This is a genomic window from Amycolatopsis sp. DSM 110486 (assembly GCF_019468465.1).
GTDB lineage: Bacteria > Actinomycetota > Actinomycetes > Mycobacteriales > Pseudonocardiaceae > Amycolatopsis.
On the sequence record NZ_CP080519.1, the window covers coordinates 6,736,557 to 6,754,292 of the forward strand.

Genomic DNA, 17,736 nt, shown 5'->3' on the forward strand with positions numbered 1-17,736 from the left:
GCAGACCGGGAGAGGTTATGCAACCCTGCTCAGGCTGCCTTGTTCAGGAGCAGCTGAAGGTAACCTGCTTCGCTGCCGAGCAAGTCGTGGACCTGGTCGGCGATCAGCTTGGCGACCTTGCCGCCCATGATCCCGTCCACCGACACCGTTCCCTTGACCAGCCAGCTGGTGTGTTCGCCGGCCGCCTGGAGTGACGTGTTCGCCGTGACCGGATCACCATCCTGATCGGAGAGGGCGGCCGACACTGTGCCGGCCGCGGTGTCGGCGCCGGTCTTGACCCACTTCTGTGTCAGGTTGACCACCAGGTCGCCCGGGTGCAGGTGGCGCGCGAGCCACGGCAGGCTGTCGCTCTTGATGGTCACCTCCGCCTTGTAGGTGAGGTTGCTGGCGTCGCCGGCGTAGTCGAGCAGCTTCGCGCCGCCCCCGCCGAACTGGTTCACGACCTGCTGGATGGAGTCCTTCGAGGTCATCGCGGTGTACACGGCGTCGAACGGATGGCTGAAGTCCGCGCCGTACTCAATCGATTCAGACATGAACCCAGGGTAGCCACGCGACTCCTCCGCGTGTTGGCGGCCGGAGCTCCGGAGCAGACGCCCGAATGGATCTTTTCAGTCCTGCTCAAAGTGCGTGAGTCTTGAAAGCCCGGAAACGGAAGGAGGGGAGCGAAATGGAAGAGAAAGATCTGTTTGTCGGCGACCGTGAACTGGCGGGCCCGCGTGACCGAGTCGACCTGTCGCACGGCGACCCGTCCACGTCTGGCGGTGGCGACGGCCACGGCGACGCGGGAGGCGATGGCCTGAACATCCCGGAGTGATCTGACGCACGTGCTCAAGGCGGCAGATCAGCCTCCATGACGCTGGTCTGCCGCCCCATCGAAAGAGGGGGACATGGATCATCACCTGATCACGGCGGTCGAGAAAGCACTTGGCTGGAACGGGCCGCAGAGCCTCGGCCAAGGGTTCGCGCACGGGAGCATGGCCGACCCGGCGCTGTGCCAGCGACTGCTCACGCCCACACGACTGCTCGACACGATCATGCGGCGGTCGCTGTCTTCCCCGCAGTTCCGGTGCTTCCAGAACGGCGAGGAGATACACCCGGACCGCTACCTCGCCGACGTCGCCACACGACGGGGACCAAGCAGAACGATGGCGCGGATGGACCGCTTGGGCCAGCTGATGAAGTCCGGCTGCACGGTCGTGCTCGACACGCTCGACACGTTCGACCCCACGATGGAAATCACCTGCCAGGCGATGCAGTGGTGGTCACGAGAACTCGTGCAGGTCAACGTGTACCTGACGACCAACGACGCCGCCGGATTCAACATGCACTGGGACGACCACGACGTCATCGTGATCCAGCTGGGGGGCGAAAAGTCCTGGGAGGTGCGCGGGACCTCACGCACGGCGCCCATGTACCGCGACACCGAACGGTCCACGGAGCCGCCCGCCGACGTCCTGTGGTCCGGCACCATGAAAACCGGCGACGTCATGCACATCCCACGCGGCTACTGGCACCAAGCAACCCGAACCGCGCGCGGGAACGGCTACAGCCTGCACGCCACCTTCGGCTTCGTGAAGCGGACCGGGGTCGACTGGCTGAGCTGGATGGCAGACCAATCCCGCCACCAGGAGATGTTCCGCCTTGACCTCGGGCGGTGGGCAGCTCCGGAGGACCAAACCACGGAAAGCTGGCGCCTGCTCTCGGCGATACCCGCCCTCACGGTCAGCCGCCCGCCGGCGGAGTACTTGGCCGCCCGCGAGCGCGAACGCCCCTCCCGCCGGCACGTCACCACGTTGGGCGTGTTCGGCCCGGTGACCGACGTGGTGTGCATGACGGACTTCCCACCTCAGTTCGAGCACAAGGCCGACACGATCGAAGTGCTGGCAGCAGGGAAGGTCCTGACCTTCGCAGCCCCGGCCGAACCCGTCCTCCGCCTGCTCCTGTCCGGTCGCCCTGCCAACCTCGACGAGGTCTCCCGTCTCACCGGGCTCGACGCGCACGCGGTTTCAGGACCGCTGCTCGAGATGGGCTTGTGCGCCGAGCTGACCGAAGAACTCGCATCCGGGTTTGCCGGCTTCGTCGACCAGGCCTGACCGCGCCGACCTACGGCCGCAGCTCCTGAAGCAGCACCTCTGCCGCTGCCTTCGCAGGCTCCGACAACGGCGTCGGCCGCCCGCGACGGTTGGCGATGCGGATCGCGTTCGCGCACACGAGCAGCTGCGACAGCTTGCCCGATCGGGTCTGCAAGTCTGCCGAGAACTCACGCTGCACCCGATCGGCCAGGGCGGAGTCCGGCAGGGACGACTGCCACAGAGTCGCAGCGTCGAGTCCGCGCGGTGCCTTCCCCCAGTCCTCCCAGTCGATCAGGTGGCCCTCGATCGACAGGTTGTGCCAGTGGACATCAGCATGAGCGGTCGTCCACTCGTCAACGGCGGTGTCCACGTCGGGGAACACCTCGCTGATCCGCTTGGTGAAGTGCGTTTGCGCCATGCCCACGCGGTCGGTCTGGTGTGTGGCAAGTGCGGCGAACGACTCGCGCGCGGTCGCCCACCACTTGTCCGGCAGGCCGGCCGCGGTTGCGAGGTCACCCACGACGGGCGCGGAGATGAACTCCACCTCGTCGGCACGCCACACGACGTTCCGGACCGCGTCAGCCCACGTCGTAGCCCTGAACCAGTCCGGCTTCTTCACCCCCTGGATCGTGGAGGCTGCCTCCAAGCCGACCCAGGACGCGCTGCTGATTCGCCAGTGCCCGCGGCGCTCGATCCTCGCCCAGGTATCGCGGCTTGTCCGGAATCCCTCCGTCGCACCTGATTCGCCGTAGACCACGGACGCGCGGTCAAGCTGGAGGTCGAACGCGCGCTCGACGAGGCGAAGAACGTCGTCGTGCTCGTGGTCGCGGACGTCGAATACGGGCGCGGGTGAGCTGGCCGTCAGAGCAGTGGACACGGGAAAAGTATTGCACGTGACTCGACACGGCGGGAGGGTGAAGTGTTACCGCTCCGCGTGGTGTTGGCAGTACATCGGCACGCCGACCTGCGGTAATTGCAGCGCATCGGCGAACCCTCGCGCTTCGCCCGTGTCGGCCACCGCGAGCGTCGTCCACGTGTAGCCGGTGCCGCGGCGCATCGCCGCCAGCGCCCGCACGCGCCGGTCACCTCGCACCCAACGCGGGCCTTCGGTGGACCAGTCGTAGCGGCTGAACGCCGCCCACGCGAGGATCCGCCCGTACCCGCGGCGCCGGTTCCTGGGCTCGACGTGTACGTGTTCGAGGACACCGGTTCGGTCGCGGTCGCAGATGGTCATCGTCGCGATGCCGACGACGTGGCCGGTGAGGTGGAGTTCGATCCGGCCGGACGCCGTCGTCGTGGGTGGTGTGGCGACGAGCTCAAGGCCGGCGCCGTCCGCTTCGTCGGGGGTGGCCTGCTCGTACGCGGGATCCTTGACGGCCCACACGTGATCCGGGTGGCCTTCGGTGCGGCAGGTTTCGCAGTGGAGGGAATGCAGCTGGAGTGCGGTGATCCACGAGAATGAGCCGTGTTCGGAGACGAGGTGCCGGCGAGGGCAGCTGTTCGGCGGGTGAATGACGAGACCACCCGTGGGCGTCAGTTCGTGCCACAGCGCAGGGCGGACCGGCAGGTCCTCGGGACCGAATTCGCTGCGCGCGCCTGACCGGCGCGTTCGGCTAGTGTCGAACACGCGTTCGACTCTAGCGCGGACTGGCGATCACCGCTCAACGCCTCGGAATCCACGCCACGCCACATGCCGCATCCGGCCCTCACGTGTCCAAGACCGGAAGGCCACCTCTCCCACGATGAGCGGCTCAACCCACCGTGTCCCGCGCGCATACTCGGCCGGCACAGGATCGGGGAACGGGCTGTCCGGACGACCGATCCGGGAGAGCAGCCGCTCCAGGTCGTCGAGGGTGTGCCGAGTGAAGCCGCTACCGACATCGCCGACGAGCCGCAACCGGCCGCCCTTCTCCCGCGCGCCCAGAACGAGGCTGCCGACCGTGTGCGCGCGGCTGCCGCGGCCGGGCCGCCACCCGCACACGACGACGTCCAGAGTGTTGATCAAGGGCCGCTTGATCCAGTCCCGGGAGCGCCGGCCGGGCAGGTAGCGGGACCCGACCCGCTTGGCGACCAGACCTTCCAGGTGGTGCGCTCGGGCGATCTCGAGCAGCCGCTGCGGATCAACGTCGCGATACGCCGGGGTGATCACCGCGTGCGGGGAGTCGAGCGGCCCCAGGCCCACCAACAACTCGCGCCGCCGCTCATAAGGCTCGTGCAACAGCATCTCCCGGCCGAGCATGAGCAGGTCGAAGGCGTAAAACGCGGCCGGGTGGCTCGCCAGCAACTCGCGCCGGGGTCGGAGCTGGTGGCGCACCTGGAGCAGACCAAAGTCCGGCCGGCCCTCTTCGTTGAGGACCACGATCTCCCCATCGAGCACTCCAACTCGCCCGCCGAGGGCGTCGGCGAACGCGCCCGCGAGATCGGGAAAGGATCGGGTGAGGTCGTTCCCATTCCGGCTCGTGAGCCTGGTGGCGCCGTCCGGGCCGACGCACAGGCAACCCCGGAATCCGTCCCACTTCCATTCCACCGACCAGCCGGAACCCGATCCGGCAGGTAGCTCGCCGTCGACGGCCAGCATCGGCGGGATGGCGTACGGCATCCCGTGAACGTCGACGTCCACCTGTTTCCGCATCGATCACCGCCGTAAAAGCACGAGAGCCCCGCCGGTTGACGGGGCTCAAGGCGCACGGGAGTTTCCTCACCGGGGTTGACTGTACCGCTGCCACAGGTCGGCGAGCAGTCGTGGAATCGCGGGGGAGAACCCGGCCTTGACGCACGCGCGGGCGACGATCGCGTAGGCGCTGGCGACGATCTCGGCTGGAACGTGGCCGGGGTCGGTCAGGGCGTAGAACGCGTCCGTCGTGGCCTCGTCGGATTCGAACAGTGCCGTTGTCAGGTCGTCAACGGGGACGGCAGTGCCGCTCACGCGGGCGGCGGCAAGGTCGGCCAGCAGGTCCGCCAGTCCCGCGTCCTGGTTCGCCGTTCTCGACCAGCTCGGCGAGTGGTCGGCCATCGCGGCGCGGGCGGTGGCGAACACCCACAGGGCGGCGGCGGCTTGGCGCGGGTCGTCGGTGACCAGGAATTCGCGGGCAGTGCCCTCGACCTCGGCGGCGATCTCGTACGGGGTGGTGGCGGTGGCGGTCATGCCGGTTGCCCTCTTTCGCGCCGTGGTTATGTTGGTTATAACCAACATATTTGTGTGATCGACACTACGTTGTCAAGAGGGTTGGATATGCTGGTTATAACCACGCCTCAAGGAGTTGGCCCGTGCACACCTACGAGCTCATCGCCCAGACGCTCGCGACCGAGATCGACAACGGAACCTGGCCAGCAGGCAGCCTGCTCCCCACCCTGGCTGAGCTGGAGAAACGGTTCTCGGCTTCGCGCATCACCGTGCGGGGCGCGCTCGAGCAACTCGACAAGCGGGGGTACGTCTACACCGGCCGGGCGGAGGGGCGACGCGGCACAGTCGTCCGCCACCGGGGGCGCACGTCCATCGTCGCCAACCTCGCGATCCGACCTGACCGGCCGAACAGCGACACCTCCGACGCCTTCATCGAAGCCGCCGAACTCGCCGGCCGGACACCCAGCAAGAGGTTCGAGCGTCGCATCGAGATCCCGCCCAAGGCGATCGCCGACCGGCTGGGCATCGCCCCCGATGAACCCGTCGTGGCCCGCACCCTCACGCAGCTGCTCGACGAGGAACCCTGGAGCATCGAGGTCGGCCACTACCCGATGGACCTCGCGCGCGAAGTCGGACTCGACGTCGAAACCGACATCAAGGGCGGTACCGCCCGTGCCCTCGAAGCCGCGGGCTACAAGGAGATCGCCCACTTCGATGAGGTCACCGACGAAACCGCGGACGCCGATGAGGCGTACCGCCTCGCTGTCCCGATCGGCAGCCCGTTGCTCGTGGTTGTCCGCACCGCGGCGACGGCCGACCGCGTCACCCGCGTCATGCGCTACCTGCGACTCGGCGGCCGTACCCGGCTGATCTGGGAGCAGGGCGCCCGCGAAGGGCTCGACGTCATCGCCGCCGCACGTAACCGGGGGACCGAGTGACCAGCTACGTCATGCGCCGCGCGGCGGCCGAAGACCTGCCGGCCGTCATGTCCCTGCTCGACGCACGAACGCAATGGCTGCGCGCACGCGACACCGATCAGTGGTCGACCCGCGCGTTCCAGCCCGTCATGGAAGGCGCCATCGAGCGCGGCGAAACCTGGCTGCTCTGCGAAGACGGTCAGGCCGTCGCGACGCTGACGATGAACACGACCGCCGACCCCGACTTCTGGACCCACGACGAGCAGACGACTCCGGCGTTCTACCTCTCGAAGCTGGCCACCAGCCTCGACCACAAGGGGCGGGGACTCGGCGCGCTACTGATCGACTGGGCCGCCGGCTACGCCTGCGAGCACGGGATCCTGTGGCTGCGCTGGGACGTGTGGCGCACGAACGTCGAGCTGCAGAACTACTACCGCAGCATCGGCGCGACCCCGCTCCGCGTCGTCAACATCCCGGGCCGGTACTCCGGCGCGCTCTTCGAGCTGAGCGCCACGCCCCGCGCGGACCTGGGGATCACCACGATTGCCCACACCGAGCAGTTGCCGCAGACCTAACTTGCCGGGGCCGGCCGCGGTGCCGTCCTGCGGCCACAGGATTGCTCGGCTCCCCGGCCGGCCTTTTCGGGTTGGTTCAGCCATCCAAACCCCGAGCGCAGCGTCGCACGCGTTCTTCCGCCGTGTCGAGGAACCTGGACATTCCCGTACACCACGAGCCATCGAGCACGCGGGCGTCCGGGTGTCGCACGGAGATGACGGGGATGGGTGGGGCAGGATGGCGTCGCTGCCGGCCGGTGAGCACCCCACCCAGCTTCCCCGGGGTGAGGCGTTCACCGGCCGGCAACGGCTTAGACGATGGTGAACTCCATTGGATCTTCGGCGTTGGGCATCGCGGCAAGCTCCGCCAGGAACGACTTCTCCGCCGCCAGCGCAGCCTTGACGAGCTGGTCCGGCACGAGGTGGCCGTAGCGGTCGACGGTGGTCGTGATCGACTCGTGCCCGAGGCGCCGTTGCACCGTCATCAGGTCGACGCCTTCGGAGATCTGCCACGACGCGTGTGTGTGCCGCAGATCGTGGATGCGGGGCTTCTTGGTGATCCGCTGCTCCGGCGGAATCGGGACGCCGTCTTTGGTGTGGGTGGCAGTCGCGGCTTCGACGGCCGGCTTCCAGACGTACTGCTGGAACTTCGAATGCCAGATCGGCCCGCCCTTCACCCCCGTGAACAGGAGCTCATCAGGGCTGCGCATGGACACCAGCGGCACGAGAATGTCCACGAGCGAAGGCGGCAGCGAGATGGTCCGGCGCGCCCGCGGTGTCTTCGGCGGGCCGATGTACGTTCCGCCCTCCTTGCGTTTCCTGGCCTTGGTGACCCTGATGGAGGGAGTGGCGGCCAGGAGATCGACGTCGCGCACCTGGAGCGCGACAAGCTCGCCGAAGCGCAAACCGGTGCGGGCGAACGTATGGAGGACCGGCTTGAAGTGGTCCCTCACGTGGCTCACGAGGATGTTGAACTCCCCGTAGGTGAGGAACGTGGACTCGAACGCGATCGAGCTGGGCAGGCGAATGCCCTTGCACGGGTTCTCGTCGATCAGCTTGTACTCGTACAGCGCGCTCTTGAAGACCGCGGACAGAAGTCCGTGCACATTCCCGATCGACTTGGACGAGAGATTTCCCTTGTCGTCCAACGTGTTCAGCCACTTCTTGATGTCGGACCGGTCGACCATGTTGATGGGACGGTTGCCGAGGTAGGGGGCGATGTGGAGCTTGGCGTCGCGACGGTAGGTCTGGCGTGTGCGCTCCTGGATGCCGGTGAGCTCCGAAACGTGCCGCTCGATGACTGCCGACAGAGACGGCACACGGGTTTCGACGCTCGCCATGACTTCGGCCGCGCGGTCGAGGCGATGGCCGCACTTCTCGAGCAGGTCCTTGAAGCGGCCGGCTTTCTCTTCGTCGTCGAACTTCATCCGCTCCCGGCTGCGGGTGTGCGGGTCGTACCAGACGACGCGGAAGACGGTCTTGGGGTAGGCGTTGGCGCCGCGGCCGCGTTCGGTCCGTGTTTCGATCGATGCCACCGTTCACCACCTCGCCGTGATGCGAACCGGGCGCAACAGGGTTGCGGGCGTGTGGACGTCGGCGTGGACGCCTGTGTGGGGGTCTCCGACTAGGGTGGGCTGGCCGCGCCGAGCCTCCCCGTGGTGGGTGTGAGTGATCTTCGGGTGGGTCACGAGACAGGGACGCTACCCCTGATCTTGGTTCCCGGGGGATAGAAATCGGTCTCCGGGGGATACGGCTTTCAAAAGTGCCCTCTGACCTGCGTGTGGTGCGCCAGGGGTGACCGGCGCCGCTCCGGTCACCCCTGGCGCAGTCCTGGGGTTCCGGCACGAGTGCGCGCCGCCGAGGGTCGTCGCGCCGAGGGAACCCCTGTGGGACAGGGGGTCCCTCGGCGGCGGTGCGGCCGGGAGGGCGGAGCGGGAGGTGCCGGGGGTGGGGTCGAGGACTGGCCGAGGTTGATAGTTAGGAAACTTTCCTATCTATTGGAAGAAATGACACCATCCCGGAGAGGGTGGTGTCAATACCGGACCGCTCGATCACTGTCCGTCAACCCGACCGCTCGCCAGCACCGACCGGCCCTCATCGGGGATCAGTCGAGCAGCCACGCGAACTCTCGGCGGCGGCCCAGCTCCGCCACCGCCTGCTCGGCGGCGTCCTTCGTCAACGCGGGGAACACGACGAAGTTCTTCTCGAAGAACTCGACGGGCCGGTTCTTCGCCCGGCGTGACCCGCGAGGAAGCGAGACGAGACCTTCAGCCCGCGATGTCCGCCCGCCCGATCACCTTCGTGATCTTCGCCCGAACGAGCGATTCCTCCGGCACGGCGTTGCGCTTGCCGTACGCCTCGGCCTGGTCCGCGCCCATGTAGCGGCCGCCGAGCCGGGTCGCCCATTCGAGCATCTCGTCGAGGTCGTGGTGCAGCGTCGCCTCGGCCGTGAACTGCACGTAGGAATACGGCGGCTTCTGGTCGTCGACGGCCAGCGACAGCCGCGGCTCGCGGCGCAGCGCCTTGCCCTTCAGTGTGTCCGTGCCTGTGGTGAACACGATTTCGTCACCGTCGGGGCCCTCGTTCAGCAGAAACCAGATCGGCGTGACGATCGGGGCCCCGTTGGCGCGAACGATCCCCAGCATCCCCGTCCGCGTGCCTTCGGTCGCGAACGCCCACCACTCGGCCCTGCTCATCTCACGCATGTGGGTCACGCTAGCCGTCCGCGTGTGCGGGCGCCTGAGCAGTCCGACTAGCCTGGCCTGCTGTGCGAGACGACGAGATGGGGTTAGCGGGCCTGGCCGACGAGGGGCTGACCCGCCGGCTGAAGGCGCTCGCGTGCACCGCGCCGTTGCACGACCTCGACGCGCGCAAGGCCAAGCTCGACTGGGCCGACGCGACGATCTACCAGATGGCCGAGATCGCGCTGCACACCATCGACCAGGTCACCATCGCCATGGACTTCGACACGGGCGCGGGCCACGACCAGGTCATCGACCGGTTGCTCACGTTCATCTCGCAGCAGGCGCCTTCGCGCACGCCGTTCGAGCACGTGCGCGTGGCGAAGTGGGTGCTGGACAACCTGATCAACGTCGGCACCACCGACCGCGGCTTCCGGCGCGTCTACGGCTCGATGGGCCCCGGCGGCTACCAGCGCCGCCAGTTCGACTTCAAGCTGCTCGTGGAGCTGGCCGCGCCCGACGGCGAGGTCTACCTGCGCGCCACCGACGAGGCCATCAACGTGCTCGTCGGCGCGCTGGACACCGACGTCGAGTCGGCCCAGATCGCGGCCGAGGTGAAGCTCGAGAACCTGATCAACCGCGGCCGGCTCGCCGACGCGAAGCTCGCGGCCGAGCAGGCGCGCTACCGCACCGTGCAGTACGGCGAGACCCTGCGCGCCAAGCTCGACGCCACGCGTCGCGACGTGCGCGCCGTCGACTGGGAGCTCGAGGTGCCGGACCTGATCGACTCCGCGCTCGGGCACATCGAGTCCCGCTTCCGCGCGGAGAACGCGATCCTCAAGAACATCACCACCGCGCGCGACGAGTCGGAGGAGCTCGACCACAAGCGGCGCGCGGCCGAGCTCGTCGACATCGTCGCCGACTGCATCCGCCGCCACACGCGCCTGCAGTCGCGCCTGGCCGCCGCCGGCGCCGTGTTCCGCGCCGAGCAGGACCGCCAGCAGTTCTCCGGCCCGCCGCAGCGCGCGACGATCGACCTGTTCGGCCAGCTGCTCGTCCCGACGCTCGGCCTGCCGCTGGCCGACGCCCTCGCGCCCGCCGAGCACTTCTTCCACGCGGTCGCGGGCATCACGCCGCCCGCGGTGCCCGCGTTGTCCTCGCTGGTCTCGCTGCTGCTGCGCCCAGCGCCGGAGCGCGACCAGCTCGTCGGCGAGATCCCCGAACCCGAGCTGATGCCGGCCGAGGACACCGACCGCTTCGGCGACGACGTGTGGCGCCTCGCCGACGACCTGCTCGACCTGCCCGACGTGCCGCGCCGCCTGTCGGGCCTGCTGGAGGACGCGCGCCGCACGAAGCAACCCGGTCTGGCGACCCTGGTCGCGCTGCGCGCCCTGCACGCCTACAGTCCCGAGGTCGGCGCCGCGCGCCGCCAGGGGGAACGCCACGTGCTGCTGGCCGTCGACGACGGCACGCTGCTCGTCGACCCCGAGTTCGGCGGCGCCGACCTGCTGCTGTCCACCGCCGAGGTCGAGCGCGCCGAAGAGAACACCGAAGACAGCGAGGAGGTCGCCTGATGCCCGTGACCCACACGAGCGTCGACGCCGAGGCCGCCGCGCGCCTGGTCGCGTTCGGCATGCGCCCGAAGCAGCTGCCCGCCCGCGACGTCGTCTACGGCGAGCTGGTGCGCCGCTACGCAGAGGACAACGCGTTCAAGGCACTCACGCACGCCGTCGCGTCGGGCCTGGGGCTGATGGTGCTGGAGGTCAACCAGCAGGCGGGCGCCGTGCTGGCCGCCGTCGACGAGTCGATCTTCGAGATCAAGATGGACAGCTACGCGCGCCAGGCCAAGATCCGCGAACGCCGCGAGACGGAGAAGGTCATCCACGGCCTCATCCACCTCGCCGCCGCGGCGCTGGCCTACCCGCGGCCCGACGACCTCGCCAACGACACCTACATCGGCCGCGTGAGCGTGGAGCAGGTCGACGCGATGGTCCGCGAGGCCGCGCGCATGCTCGACGAGCGCGCGCAGCAGGCCGAGGCCAACAACGACCCGCTGGCCGACGCGCCGGAGCTGGAGCAGGCGTGGCGCGCCTACGCCCGGCGCCCGGCCGCGGCGGCCACGAAGGACGGCCGCATGGCCGCCGACACCACCCGGGGCATGGTCGCGCGCGCCCTGCGGTTCCTCGCCGACCAGGGCTTCCTGGTGCCGGTGAGCGACGAGCAGGGCGGCACCTACCGCACCACGCCGCGGTATCAGATCCAGGTGCGCGAGCTGGCCGCCGACGCGGCGTTCGACGACCTGCTCGCGCTCGACGTCGTCGCGGTCGCGAGCGCGGGGGGAACGCTGCGCGCAGCCTCTTCGGACACGTTGCAGTAGAGGGGATTCGATGTACGAGCTTTCGCGGGTCCGCCTGCACTCGGTGGGCCCCGCGGGCGCCCGCTACCAGGACGTGGTGCTGGACTTCAGCGGCGTCGGCGCCACCATCACCGCGCCGAAGCAGGACGCGCTGTTCAGCGCCGGCATCCACGCCGGGGGACCGGTGCGCCGGCCCTCGCCCGCGAGCGTGCTGTTCCTCGAGAACGGCGGCGGCAAGTCGGTGCTGATCAAGCTGATCTTCTCCGTGATGCTGCCCGGCCGCCGCCAGGTGGTCGGGACCACGAGCACGAAGGTGCTGGAGAAGTTCGTGGCGGCCAAGGACGTCTCGCACGTGGCGCTGGAGTGGCTGCACGTGGAGACCGGGCACCGCGTGATCACCGGCAAGGTCTCGGAGTGGCGCGGGCACGTGACGTCGGCGGACTCGGAGAACCTCGTGGACTCCTGGTACTGCTTCCGCCCCACGCAGGAACTCGGCCTCGACTCGCTGCCGCTGACCGCGGACGGCCGGCTGCTCACGATGTCCGGCTTCCACGACCGGATCGCCGCGGCGGCCATGGCCGAGCCGGAGCTGGAGCTGTCCTGGACGCGGCGCCACCACGAATGGACCGGCCGGCTCGACTCGCTCGGCCTCGACACCGAGCTGTTCCGCTACCAGCGCGCGATGAACGCGGGCGAGGGCGAGGCGGCCGACGCGTTCCAGTTCTCCACCGACGAGGCGTTCGTGGAGTTCCTGCTGCGTGCCGTGCTGTCGGAGGACGAGCCGAAGGACCTCGCCGAGGTCGTGTCGACGTATGCGCACAACCTCGCGCAGCGCGGCGATCTGCTGGCGGAGAAGGACTTCGTGGAGGGCGCGCTCGAGCTGCTCGGCCCGCTCGCCGACGAGGAAGGTGTGGCCGCCGCGTCGCGCCGGATCGCCGAGTCGGCCCGCGCCGACCTGCGTGAGCTCGCCGGCCGGATCCACGCGCGCAACGAGCTGGAGAACGCGCGGCTGTCCGGGCTCGAAGAACACGTCGACGAGGTGAAGTCGGCGGAGAAGCTGGCCGAGGGCGACCATCGCCGGCTCGCCGCGGGCGTGACCGAGCTGCGCCGGCTCGTCGCCGTGCTGCGGCTGGAGGAAGCGCAGGAAGCGCGCCAGCGCGTGGACGCCGAGCTCGCCGACGCGAAGACGGCGGCCGAGGCGTGGCGCGAGACCGCGACCGTGCTGAACCACCTGAACGCCTCCCGCAAGGCGAAGGACCTGCGTGAGCTCGTCGGCAACCGCGAGGAGAAGGCGAAGCCCGCGCTGGCGGCGCGCAACTCCGCGGCCTCGGCGCTGGCGCGTGGCCTCACGTCGCTGGCCCGCGACGCGCAGCGCCAGGCGGACAAAGCCGAAGCCCGCGCCGGCGCTTTGCGTGCGGAGGCCGAGAAGGCGCAGACCGATCGGGACGAGGCCGCGAACCTGGCCGCGTCTCGGCGAGCCGAGGCGCGCGGGCTGTCGTCGCGGATCGCCGAGTTGCGCGAGGAAATCTCGACGTCGGTCCGAAGTGGACTGTTGACGGCCGGCGCGGACGTCGCGGAAGCTTCGCGCGCGGCGCGCGGGCAAGCCGACGAGTCGGCGGCCGAGCTGGGCCGGCGTGAGCAGGAGCTCGACCGCGCGGCGGAGGATCTGCAGGCGGCGCAACGGGCCGTGAACGAGGCGAACCAGCTCGCCGGGTCCACTCAGGACCGTCTGGTGCGCGCGGCGGAAGACCTGGACCGGGCGCACCGCCGGACGGACGCGCTCGCCGTCGAACCCCGGCTCGTCGAGCTGCTCGGCGCCGACGACGTGCGCCTGGAAAGCGACCTTCCCGTTCTGCTGCAACGGCTTCGGGAAGCGAGCGCGGCCGTCGAGAAGGAGCAGACGGCGCTGCGGATGGAGGAGTCGGCCGACGAGCGTGCGCTGGCCGCGCTCGGCTCCGGCGGGCTGCTCCCGCCGCCGCACGACGTGCAGGCCGCGCTGGACGCCCTGGAAGAAGCCGGGATCACGGCGTGGTCCGGCTGGCGCTACCTGTCCAAACTGGACGCCGGCCGCCGCGCCGACGTGCTGGAGCGCCTGCCGCAGCTCGTCGCGGGCGTGCTGCTGAACGACGCCGCGCAGGTGCCGCGGGCGCGTGAGGTGCTGGCCGCTGGGCGGCTGCTGCCCAGTGCGGTGATCGCGGTGGGCACCACGGAGGCGTTCCAGAGCGACGACGGCGAGGCCGCGGCGGGCGTGGAGTTCCTCGTGCCGCCGAACCCGGCGATGTACGACGAGGAAGCGGCCGACACCGAACGCGAGGCCGTGGCGCTGCGGCACGCCGAACGCCAGCGGCGGCTGGAGCAGCTCGCCGGCGCGCTCGCCACCGACGGCGCGCTCACGTGGAAGCTCACGACCTGGCGCGAGGACTACCCGGCCGGGGCGATCGCCACGCTCGCGGAGCAGGCCGAAAGTGCCCGCGTGGCAAGGGAAACCGGGCAGACCGCGCTCGGGCAGGCGGAGGCGGAGTTCGCGCGGCTGAGCGAAAAGGCGGCGGCGCTGCGCGAGCGCGTGCCGGCTTTGCGGCTGGCTGTGGCCGACGGCGAGGAGAAGGCGCGCCGGCTGGGTGAGCTCACGACCCGGGCCACGCGCGTCGCCGAGTGGACCGAGGAAGTCGAGCGGGCCACGGAGATCGCGGAGCGCGCCGAGGCCACGGCGGCCGACGCGGCGGCTCGCGCGGCGCGGCTGCGCGAGCAGGCGGGGGAGGAGCAGCGGACCGCGGACGGGCACCGCCGCACGGCGACCACCGCGCGGTCGGAGCTGGCCGAGGTCCCGGGGGCAGCCGAGGTGACCGAGGACGCCGAGGCGCCGGCCGAGCCCGTGGACGCGCTGCGGCGGACGTTCGCGTCGGCCTCGGAGGCCTACGCGAAGGTGGAGGTCGGCAGCGACCTGCGCGCGGAGCTGGACCAGGCCGAGTCGGCGGAAGCCGCGGCGGGCTCGGCGCTCGAAGCGCTGGACGAAGCCGTGCGCACGCGGGCGGCGGAGCTGCTGGAGACACCGGACGGCTCGGACGCTTCGGCTCGCGCCGCCGCGTTGGCCCGCGCACGCCGCGTCGTCGACTCCGTCGAGGAGGACCGCACCGAGGCGATCGGGCAGGTGTCCACCCGGCGGGCGGAGCTGGACGTGCTGCCGCTGCAGACGGGCGCGGCCTCGCCCGCCGAGCGGCCCCGCGACATCGAGCACGGCCTGGAGCTGGTCGACGCCGCTTCGCTGGAGGTTTCGGCGGCGGCGCGCACGTGGGAAGAGCTGCAGGAGCGGCGCGCGGCGGCGGAGGCGACGCTGGACGCGGCGAAGGCGTCGGCGTCCGGCTTCGGGCTGCTCGGCGAATCGCTCGCGCATCTGCTGCCGGAGGATCCGGCCGAGGCGTACGACGGTGACGTGGAATCGGCCCGCACCAAGCATTCGCAGCTGAACACGGTGCTGACGACCGCGCAGGAAGCCGCCGACGCGGGCGACCGCCGGGTGCGCGCGGCCACCGACCAGCTGGCGCAGTACGCGACGGAGAAGCGCTTCGAAAAGCTGAGCACGCCCGTGCGCCAGCAGGTGATCGCCGTGAAGCGCGACCAGCTGCCCGGCCACGCGGCCGAATGGGCCGAGGCGCTGCGGCCGCGGCTGCGCACGCTCACCGACGACCTCGCCCAGATCGACCGGCACCGCGGCGGCATCATCACGCGCCTGCAGGGCATGGTCGACGGCGCGCTGCGCACCCTGCGCTCGGCCCAGCGCGTGTCGCGGCTGCCCGACGGCCTCGGCGACTGGTCGGGTCAGGAGTTCCTGCGCATCCGCTTCACGGAGCTCGAGGACAACGTGCTGGCCGAGAAGCTCGGCGAGGTCGTGGACGAGGCCGCGGTGGGCAAGACGGCCGACGGCCGCGACGTGAAGCGCGACGGCCTTTCGCTCGTGCTGCGCGGCGTGCAGGTGGCCGCGCCCAAGGGGTTCCGAGTCGACATGCTCAAGCCGGACTCCGTGCTGCGCACCGAACGCCAGCGTGTGTCCGAGATCCGTGACGTGTTCTCCGGCGGCCAGCAGCTCACCGCGGCGATCATCCTGTACTGCACGCTCGCGTCGCTGCGCGCGAACAACCGCGGCAAGGCCCGCAACCGCCACTCCGGCGTGCTGTTCCTGGACAACCCGATCGGCCGCGCGTCGGCGGGCTACCTGCTGGAGCTGCAGCGCGCCGTCGCGGAGGCACTGGGCGTGCAGCTGATCTACACGACGGGCCTGTTCGACGCCGGCGCGCTCGCGGAGTTCCCGCTGATCGTCCGCCTGCGCAACGACGCCGACCTGCGCGCCGGGCGCAAGTACCTGTCGGTGGACTCGACCGTCCGCAACTCCCTGGAGGACCTCGGCGAGCCGGACGGGGTGGCCCGGCTCTCGGCGACGCGGATGTTCGCGAAGGTGAGTGAGCCGGTCTCCGAGCCGGCCGAGGATTCCGCTGTGGACGAACAACCCGCGTGACGCGGAACAGTGCCGAGGCCGGGGGAGTTGCCCCCGGCATGAGCGAACTGGGCCCACTGGGTGCGGCGATACCGGCGTTCGACACCACGGACTCGGCAGCCGCGATCGCCGCGGCCGTGCGGCTGGAGGAACTCGGCTACTCCACCTTGTGGATGCCGGGCGGCCAAGGCGACAACCTGGCGCTCGTCCCGGACCTCGTCCGCGCGACCCGGCGGATCACCGTGGCCAACGGGATTCTCTCGGTGGACCAGGTCCCGGCCGCGGAGGTGGCGACGGTGTACCGGGCACTGGCGGCCACACACCCCGGCCGCTGGCTGCCCGGCCTCGGCGGCGCCCACGGCCCTCGTCCCCTCGCGACGCTCACGGCGTACCTCGACGAGCTGGACACCGCGGTCCCCGCTTCAGGGCGCGTGCTGTCCGCGCTGGGGCCCCGCATGCTCGAACTGGCCCGCGACCGCGCTTCGGCCGCGTACCCGTTCCTCGTGACGCCCGACTACGTCGCCTCCGCGCGCGAGCTGCTCGGCGCCGGCACGCGCCTGGCGGTGCTGGTCACCGTCGTCGCGGAGCCCGAACCGGCCCGCGCGCGCGACCTCGTACGCGGCGGCTCGCTGCGCTTCCTCGCCGGCGTCCCGGGTTACGCCGCCAACTTCCGCCGCATGGGCTTCACCCCCGCCGACGTCGCCGACCTGTCCGACCGCCTCGTCGACGGGGTCACCGTCCACGGCTCGTTCGACACGGTGGTGGCCCGGCTGCGCGAGTATCGGGCCGCGGGTGCCGACCAGGTGGTGGTGTCACTGGACGGCCTGCCCGAATCGTGGCACGGCGGCCTGGTGGCCGCGCTGGGTTAGTCCTTGCGGCCGGTGAACGCGAGCGTCGTGCCGAGGCCGATCATCACCAGGCCGCCGGTCCCGCCGACGAGTTCGAGGCGGCGGGGCGAGCGGGCGAACCACGTGCGGGCTGTGCCGGCGACCAGGGCCCACGCGGTGTCCGACGCGAGCGCGATCACCGGGAGACAGAGGCCGAGCAGCAGCATCTGCGCGGGCACCGAGCCGGCGGCCGGGTCTACGAACTGGGGCAGCAGCGCGGCCAGGAAGACGATGGACTTGGGGTTCGCGAAGCCGACGATGAAGCCGTCGCGCAGCACGGTCAGCGTGCGGCCCGGGGTGGTGCGCACGGCCGCGGCCATGGCGTCGGCGAGCTTGCGGCGCTTGCGGATCGCCTGCCCGCCCAGGTACACGAGGTAGAGCGCGCCCGCGAGTTTGATCGCGGTGAAGACGGTGGCGGACGTCGTGACGACCGCGCCCAGCCCGAACGCGATGGCCACCACCTGCGTGTAGACGCCGGTGGCGTTGCCCAGCACCGTGAGCAGCGCGTCGCGGCGGCCCACGGTGAGCGCGCGGCTGATGGTGAACAGCACGCTGGGCCCGGGGACGACGACCATGAGGAACGTCAGGGCGGCGAAGGCCGCGAAGTGCGCAGGCGTGACCATCTCCCGAGCGTAGAACGCGCGGCCGGGTCGCGA

16 protein-coding genes are annotated in these 17,736 nt (G+C 70.4%); 8 read left to right on the forward strand and 8 right to left on the reverse strand.

Annotated elements, in window-relative coordinates; all coding sequences use genetic code 11:
- Positions 1–29 precede the first annotated feature (29 nt).
- Positions 30–533 (reverse strand): DUF2505 domain-containing protein, encoded by a 504-nt coding sequence (locus K1T34_RS33110; protein WP_220238681.1) that lies wholly within the window; start codon positions 531–533, stop codon positions 30–32.
- Positions 534–667: 134 nt separating this feature from the next.
- On the opposite strand from K1T34_RS33110, the gene K1T34_RS33115 reads away from it, so the two are divergent.
- Positions 668–814 (forward strand): hypothetical protein, encoded by a 147-nt coding sequence (locus K1T34_RS33115; RefSeq protein WP_220238682.1) that lies wholly within the window; start codon positions 668–670, stop codon positions 812–814.
- A gap of 73 nt (positions 815–887) precedes the next feature.
- Complete coding sequence (locus K1T34_RS33120) at positions 888–2,093, forward strand: cupin domain-containing protein (protein WP_255637733.1); 1,206 nt, start codon at positions 888–890, stop codon at positions 2,091–2,093.
- A 10-nt stretch (positions 2,094–2,103) separates the two neighbouring features.
- On the opposite strand, the gene K1T34_RS33125 is transcribed toward K1T34_RS33120, so the two are convergent.
- From K1T34_RS33125 to K1T34_RS33140, 4 genes are all read right to left on the reverse strand, one after another.
- Positions 2,104–2,949, reverse strand: a complete 846-nt coding sequence (locus tag K1T34_RS33125) for a hypothetical protein (RefSeq protein ID WP_255637734.1) — start codon at positions 2,947–2,949, stop codon at positions 2,104–2,106.
- 45 nt (positions 2,950–2,994) lie between these two features.
- On the reverse strand, positions 2,995–3,699 hold the full coding sequence (locus tag K1T34_RS33130; RefSeq protein WP_220238683.1) for a GNAT family N-acetyltransferase: 705 nt from the start codon (positions 3,697–3,699) through the stop codon (positions 2,995–2,997).
- A gap of 27 nt (positions 3,700–3,726) precedes the next feature.
- Entirely contained in the window at positions 3,727–4,671 is a 945-nt protein-coding gene (gene ligD, locus K1T34_RS33135) for a non-homologous end-joining DNA ligase (RefSeq protein WP_220238684.1), read from the reverse strand.
- 99 nt (positions 4,672–4,770) lie between these two features.
- Positions 4,771–5,217 (reverse strand): hypothetical protein, encoded by a 447-nt coding sequence (locus K1T34_RS33140; RefSeq protein ID WP_220238685.1) that lies wholly within the window; start codon positions 5,215–5,217, stop codon positions 4,771–4,773.
- Between the two features lie 122 nt (positions 5,218–5,339).
- Here K1T34_RS33140 and K1T34_RS33145 point away from each other — a divergent pair, with 122 nt between their 5' ends.
- Both K1T34_RS33145 and K1T34_RS33150 read left to right on the forward strand, forming a co-directional pair.
- Positions 5,340–6,134, forward strand: a complete 795-nt coding sequence (locus tag K1T34_RS33145; RefSeq protein ID WP_220238686.1) for a GntR family transcriptional regulator — start codon at positions 5,340–5,342, stop codon at positions 6,132–6,134.
- The gene (locus K1T34_RS33150; RefSeq protein WP_220238687.1) at positions 6,131–6,688 is read left to right on the forward strand and encodes a GNAT family N-acetyltransferase; all 558 of its coding nucleotides are present in this window, start codon (positions 6,131–6,133) and stop codon (positions 6,686–6,688) included. The genes K1T34_RS33145 and K1T34_RS33150 overlap by 4 nt, the downstream gene beginning before the upstream one ends.
- 290 nt (positions 6,689–6,978) lie before the next feature.
- On the opposite strand, the gene K1T34_RS33155 is transcribed toward K1T34_RS33150, so the two are convergent.
- Both K1T34_RS33155 and K1T34_RS33160 read right to left on the reverse strand, forming a co-directional pair.
- Complete coding sequence (locus K1T34_RS33155; RefSeq protein ID WP_220238688.1) at positions 6,979–8,202, reverse strand: site-specific integrase; 1,224 nt, start codon at positions 8,200–8,202, stop codon at positions 6,979–6,981.
- A 732-nt stretch (positions 8,203–8,934) separates the two neighbouring features.
- Entirely contained in the window at positions 8,935–9,372 is a 438-nt protein-coding gene (locus tag K1T34_RS33160) for a PPOX class F420-dependent oxidoreductase (protein WP_220238689.1), read from the reverse strand.
- A gap of 77 nt (positions 9,373–9,449) precedes the next feature.
- Between K1T34_RS33160 and K1T34_RS33165 the strand changes: the two genes are divergently transcribed.
- Genes K1T34_RS33165 through K1T34_RS33180 form a run of 4 tightly spaced genes read left to right on the forward strand, consistent with a single transcriptional unit; the run spans position 9,450 to position 17,062 of the window.
- A complete protein-coding gene (locus K1T34_RS33165) occupies positions 9,450–10,922 on the forward strand; it encodes a hypothetical protein (RefSeq protein ID WP_220247532.1) in 1,473 nt (490 codons plus the stop codon).
- Positions 10,922–11,725 carry a hypothetical protein gene (locus K1T34_RS33170; protein ID WP_220238690.1) on the forward strand — a complete coding sequence of 268 codons (804 nt, stop codon included), beginning with the start codon at positions 10,922–10,924 and terminating at the stop codon, positions 11,723–11,725. Before K1T34_RS33165 ends, K1T34_RS33170 begins: the two co-directional genes overlap by 1 nt.
- A gap of 10 nt (positions 11,726–11,735) precedes the next feature.
- Positions 11,736–16,214 carry a hypothetical protein gene (locus K1T34_RS33175; RefSeq protein WP_220238691.1) on the forward strand — a complete coding sequence of 1,493 codons (4,479 nt, stop codon included), beginning with the start codon at positions 11,736–11,738 and terminating at the stop codon, positions 16,212–16,214.
- Positions 16,215–16,252: 38 nt separating this feature from the next.
- A complete protein-coding gene (locus K1T34_RS33180; RefSeq protein WP_220238692.1) occupies positions 16,253–17,062 on the forward strand; it encodes a TIGR03620 family F420-dependent LLM class oxidoreductase in 810 nt (269 codons plus the stop codon).
- Here the strand turns inward: K1T34_RS33180 and K1T34_RS33185 are convergent.
- Positions 17,059–17,703: a LysE family translocator gene (locus K1T34_RS33185; protein WP_220238693.1), complete on the reverse strand. Its 645-nt coding sequence runs from the start codon at positions 17,701–17,703 to the stop codon at positions 17,059–17,061. The genes K1T34_RS33180 and K1T34_RS33185 overlap by 4 nt on opposite strands.
- Positions 17,704–17,736: the final 33 nt, after the last annotated feature.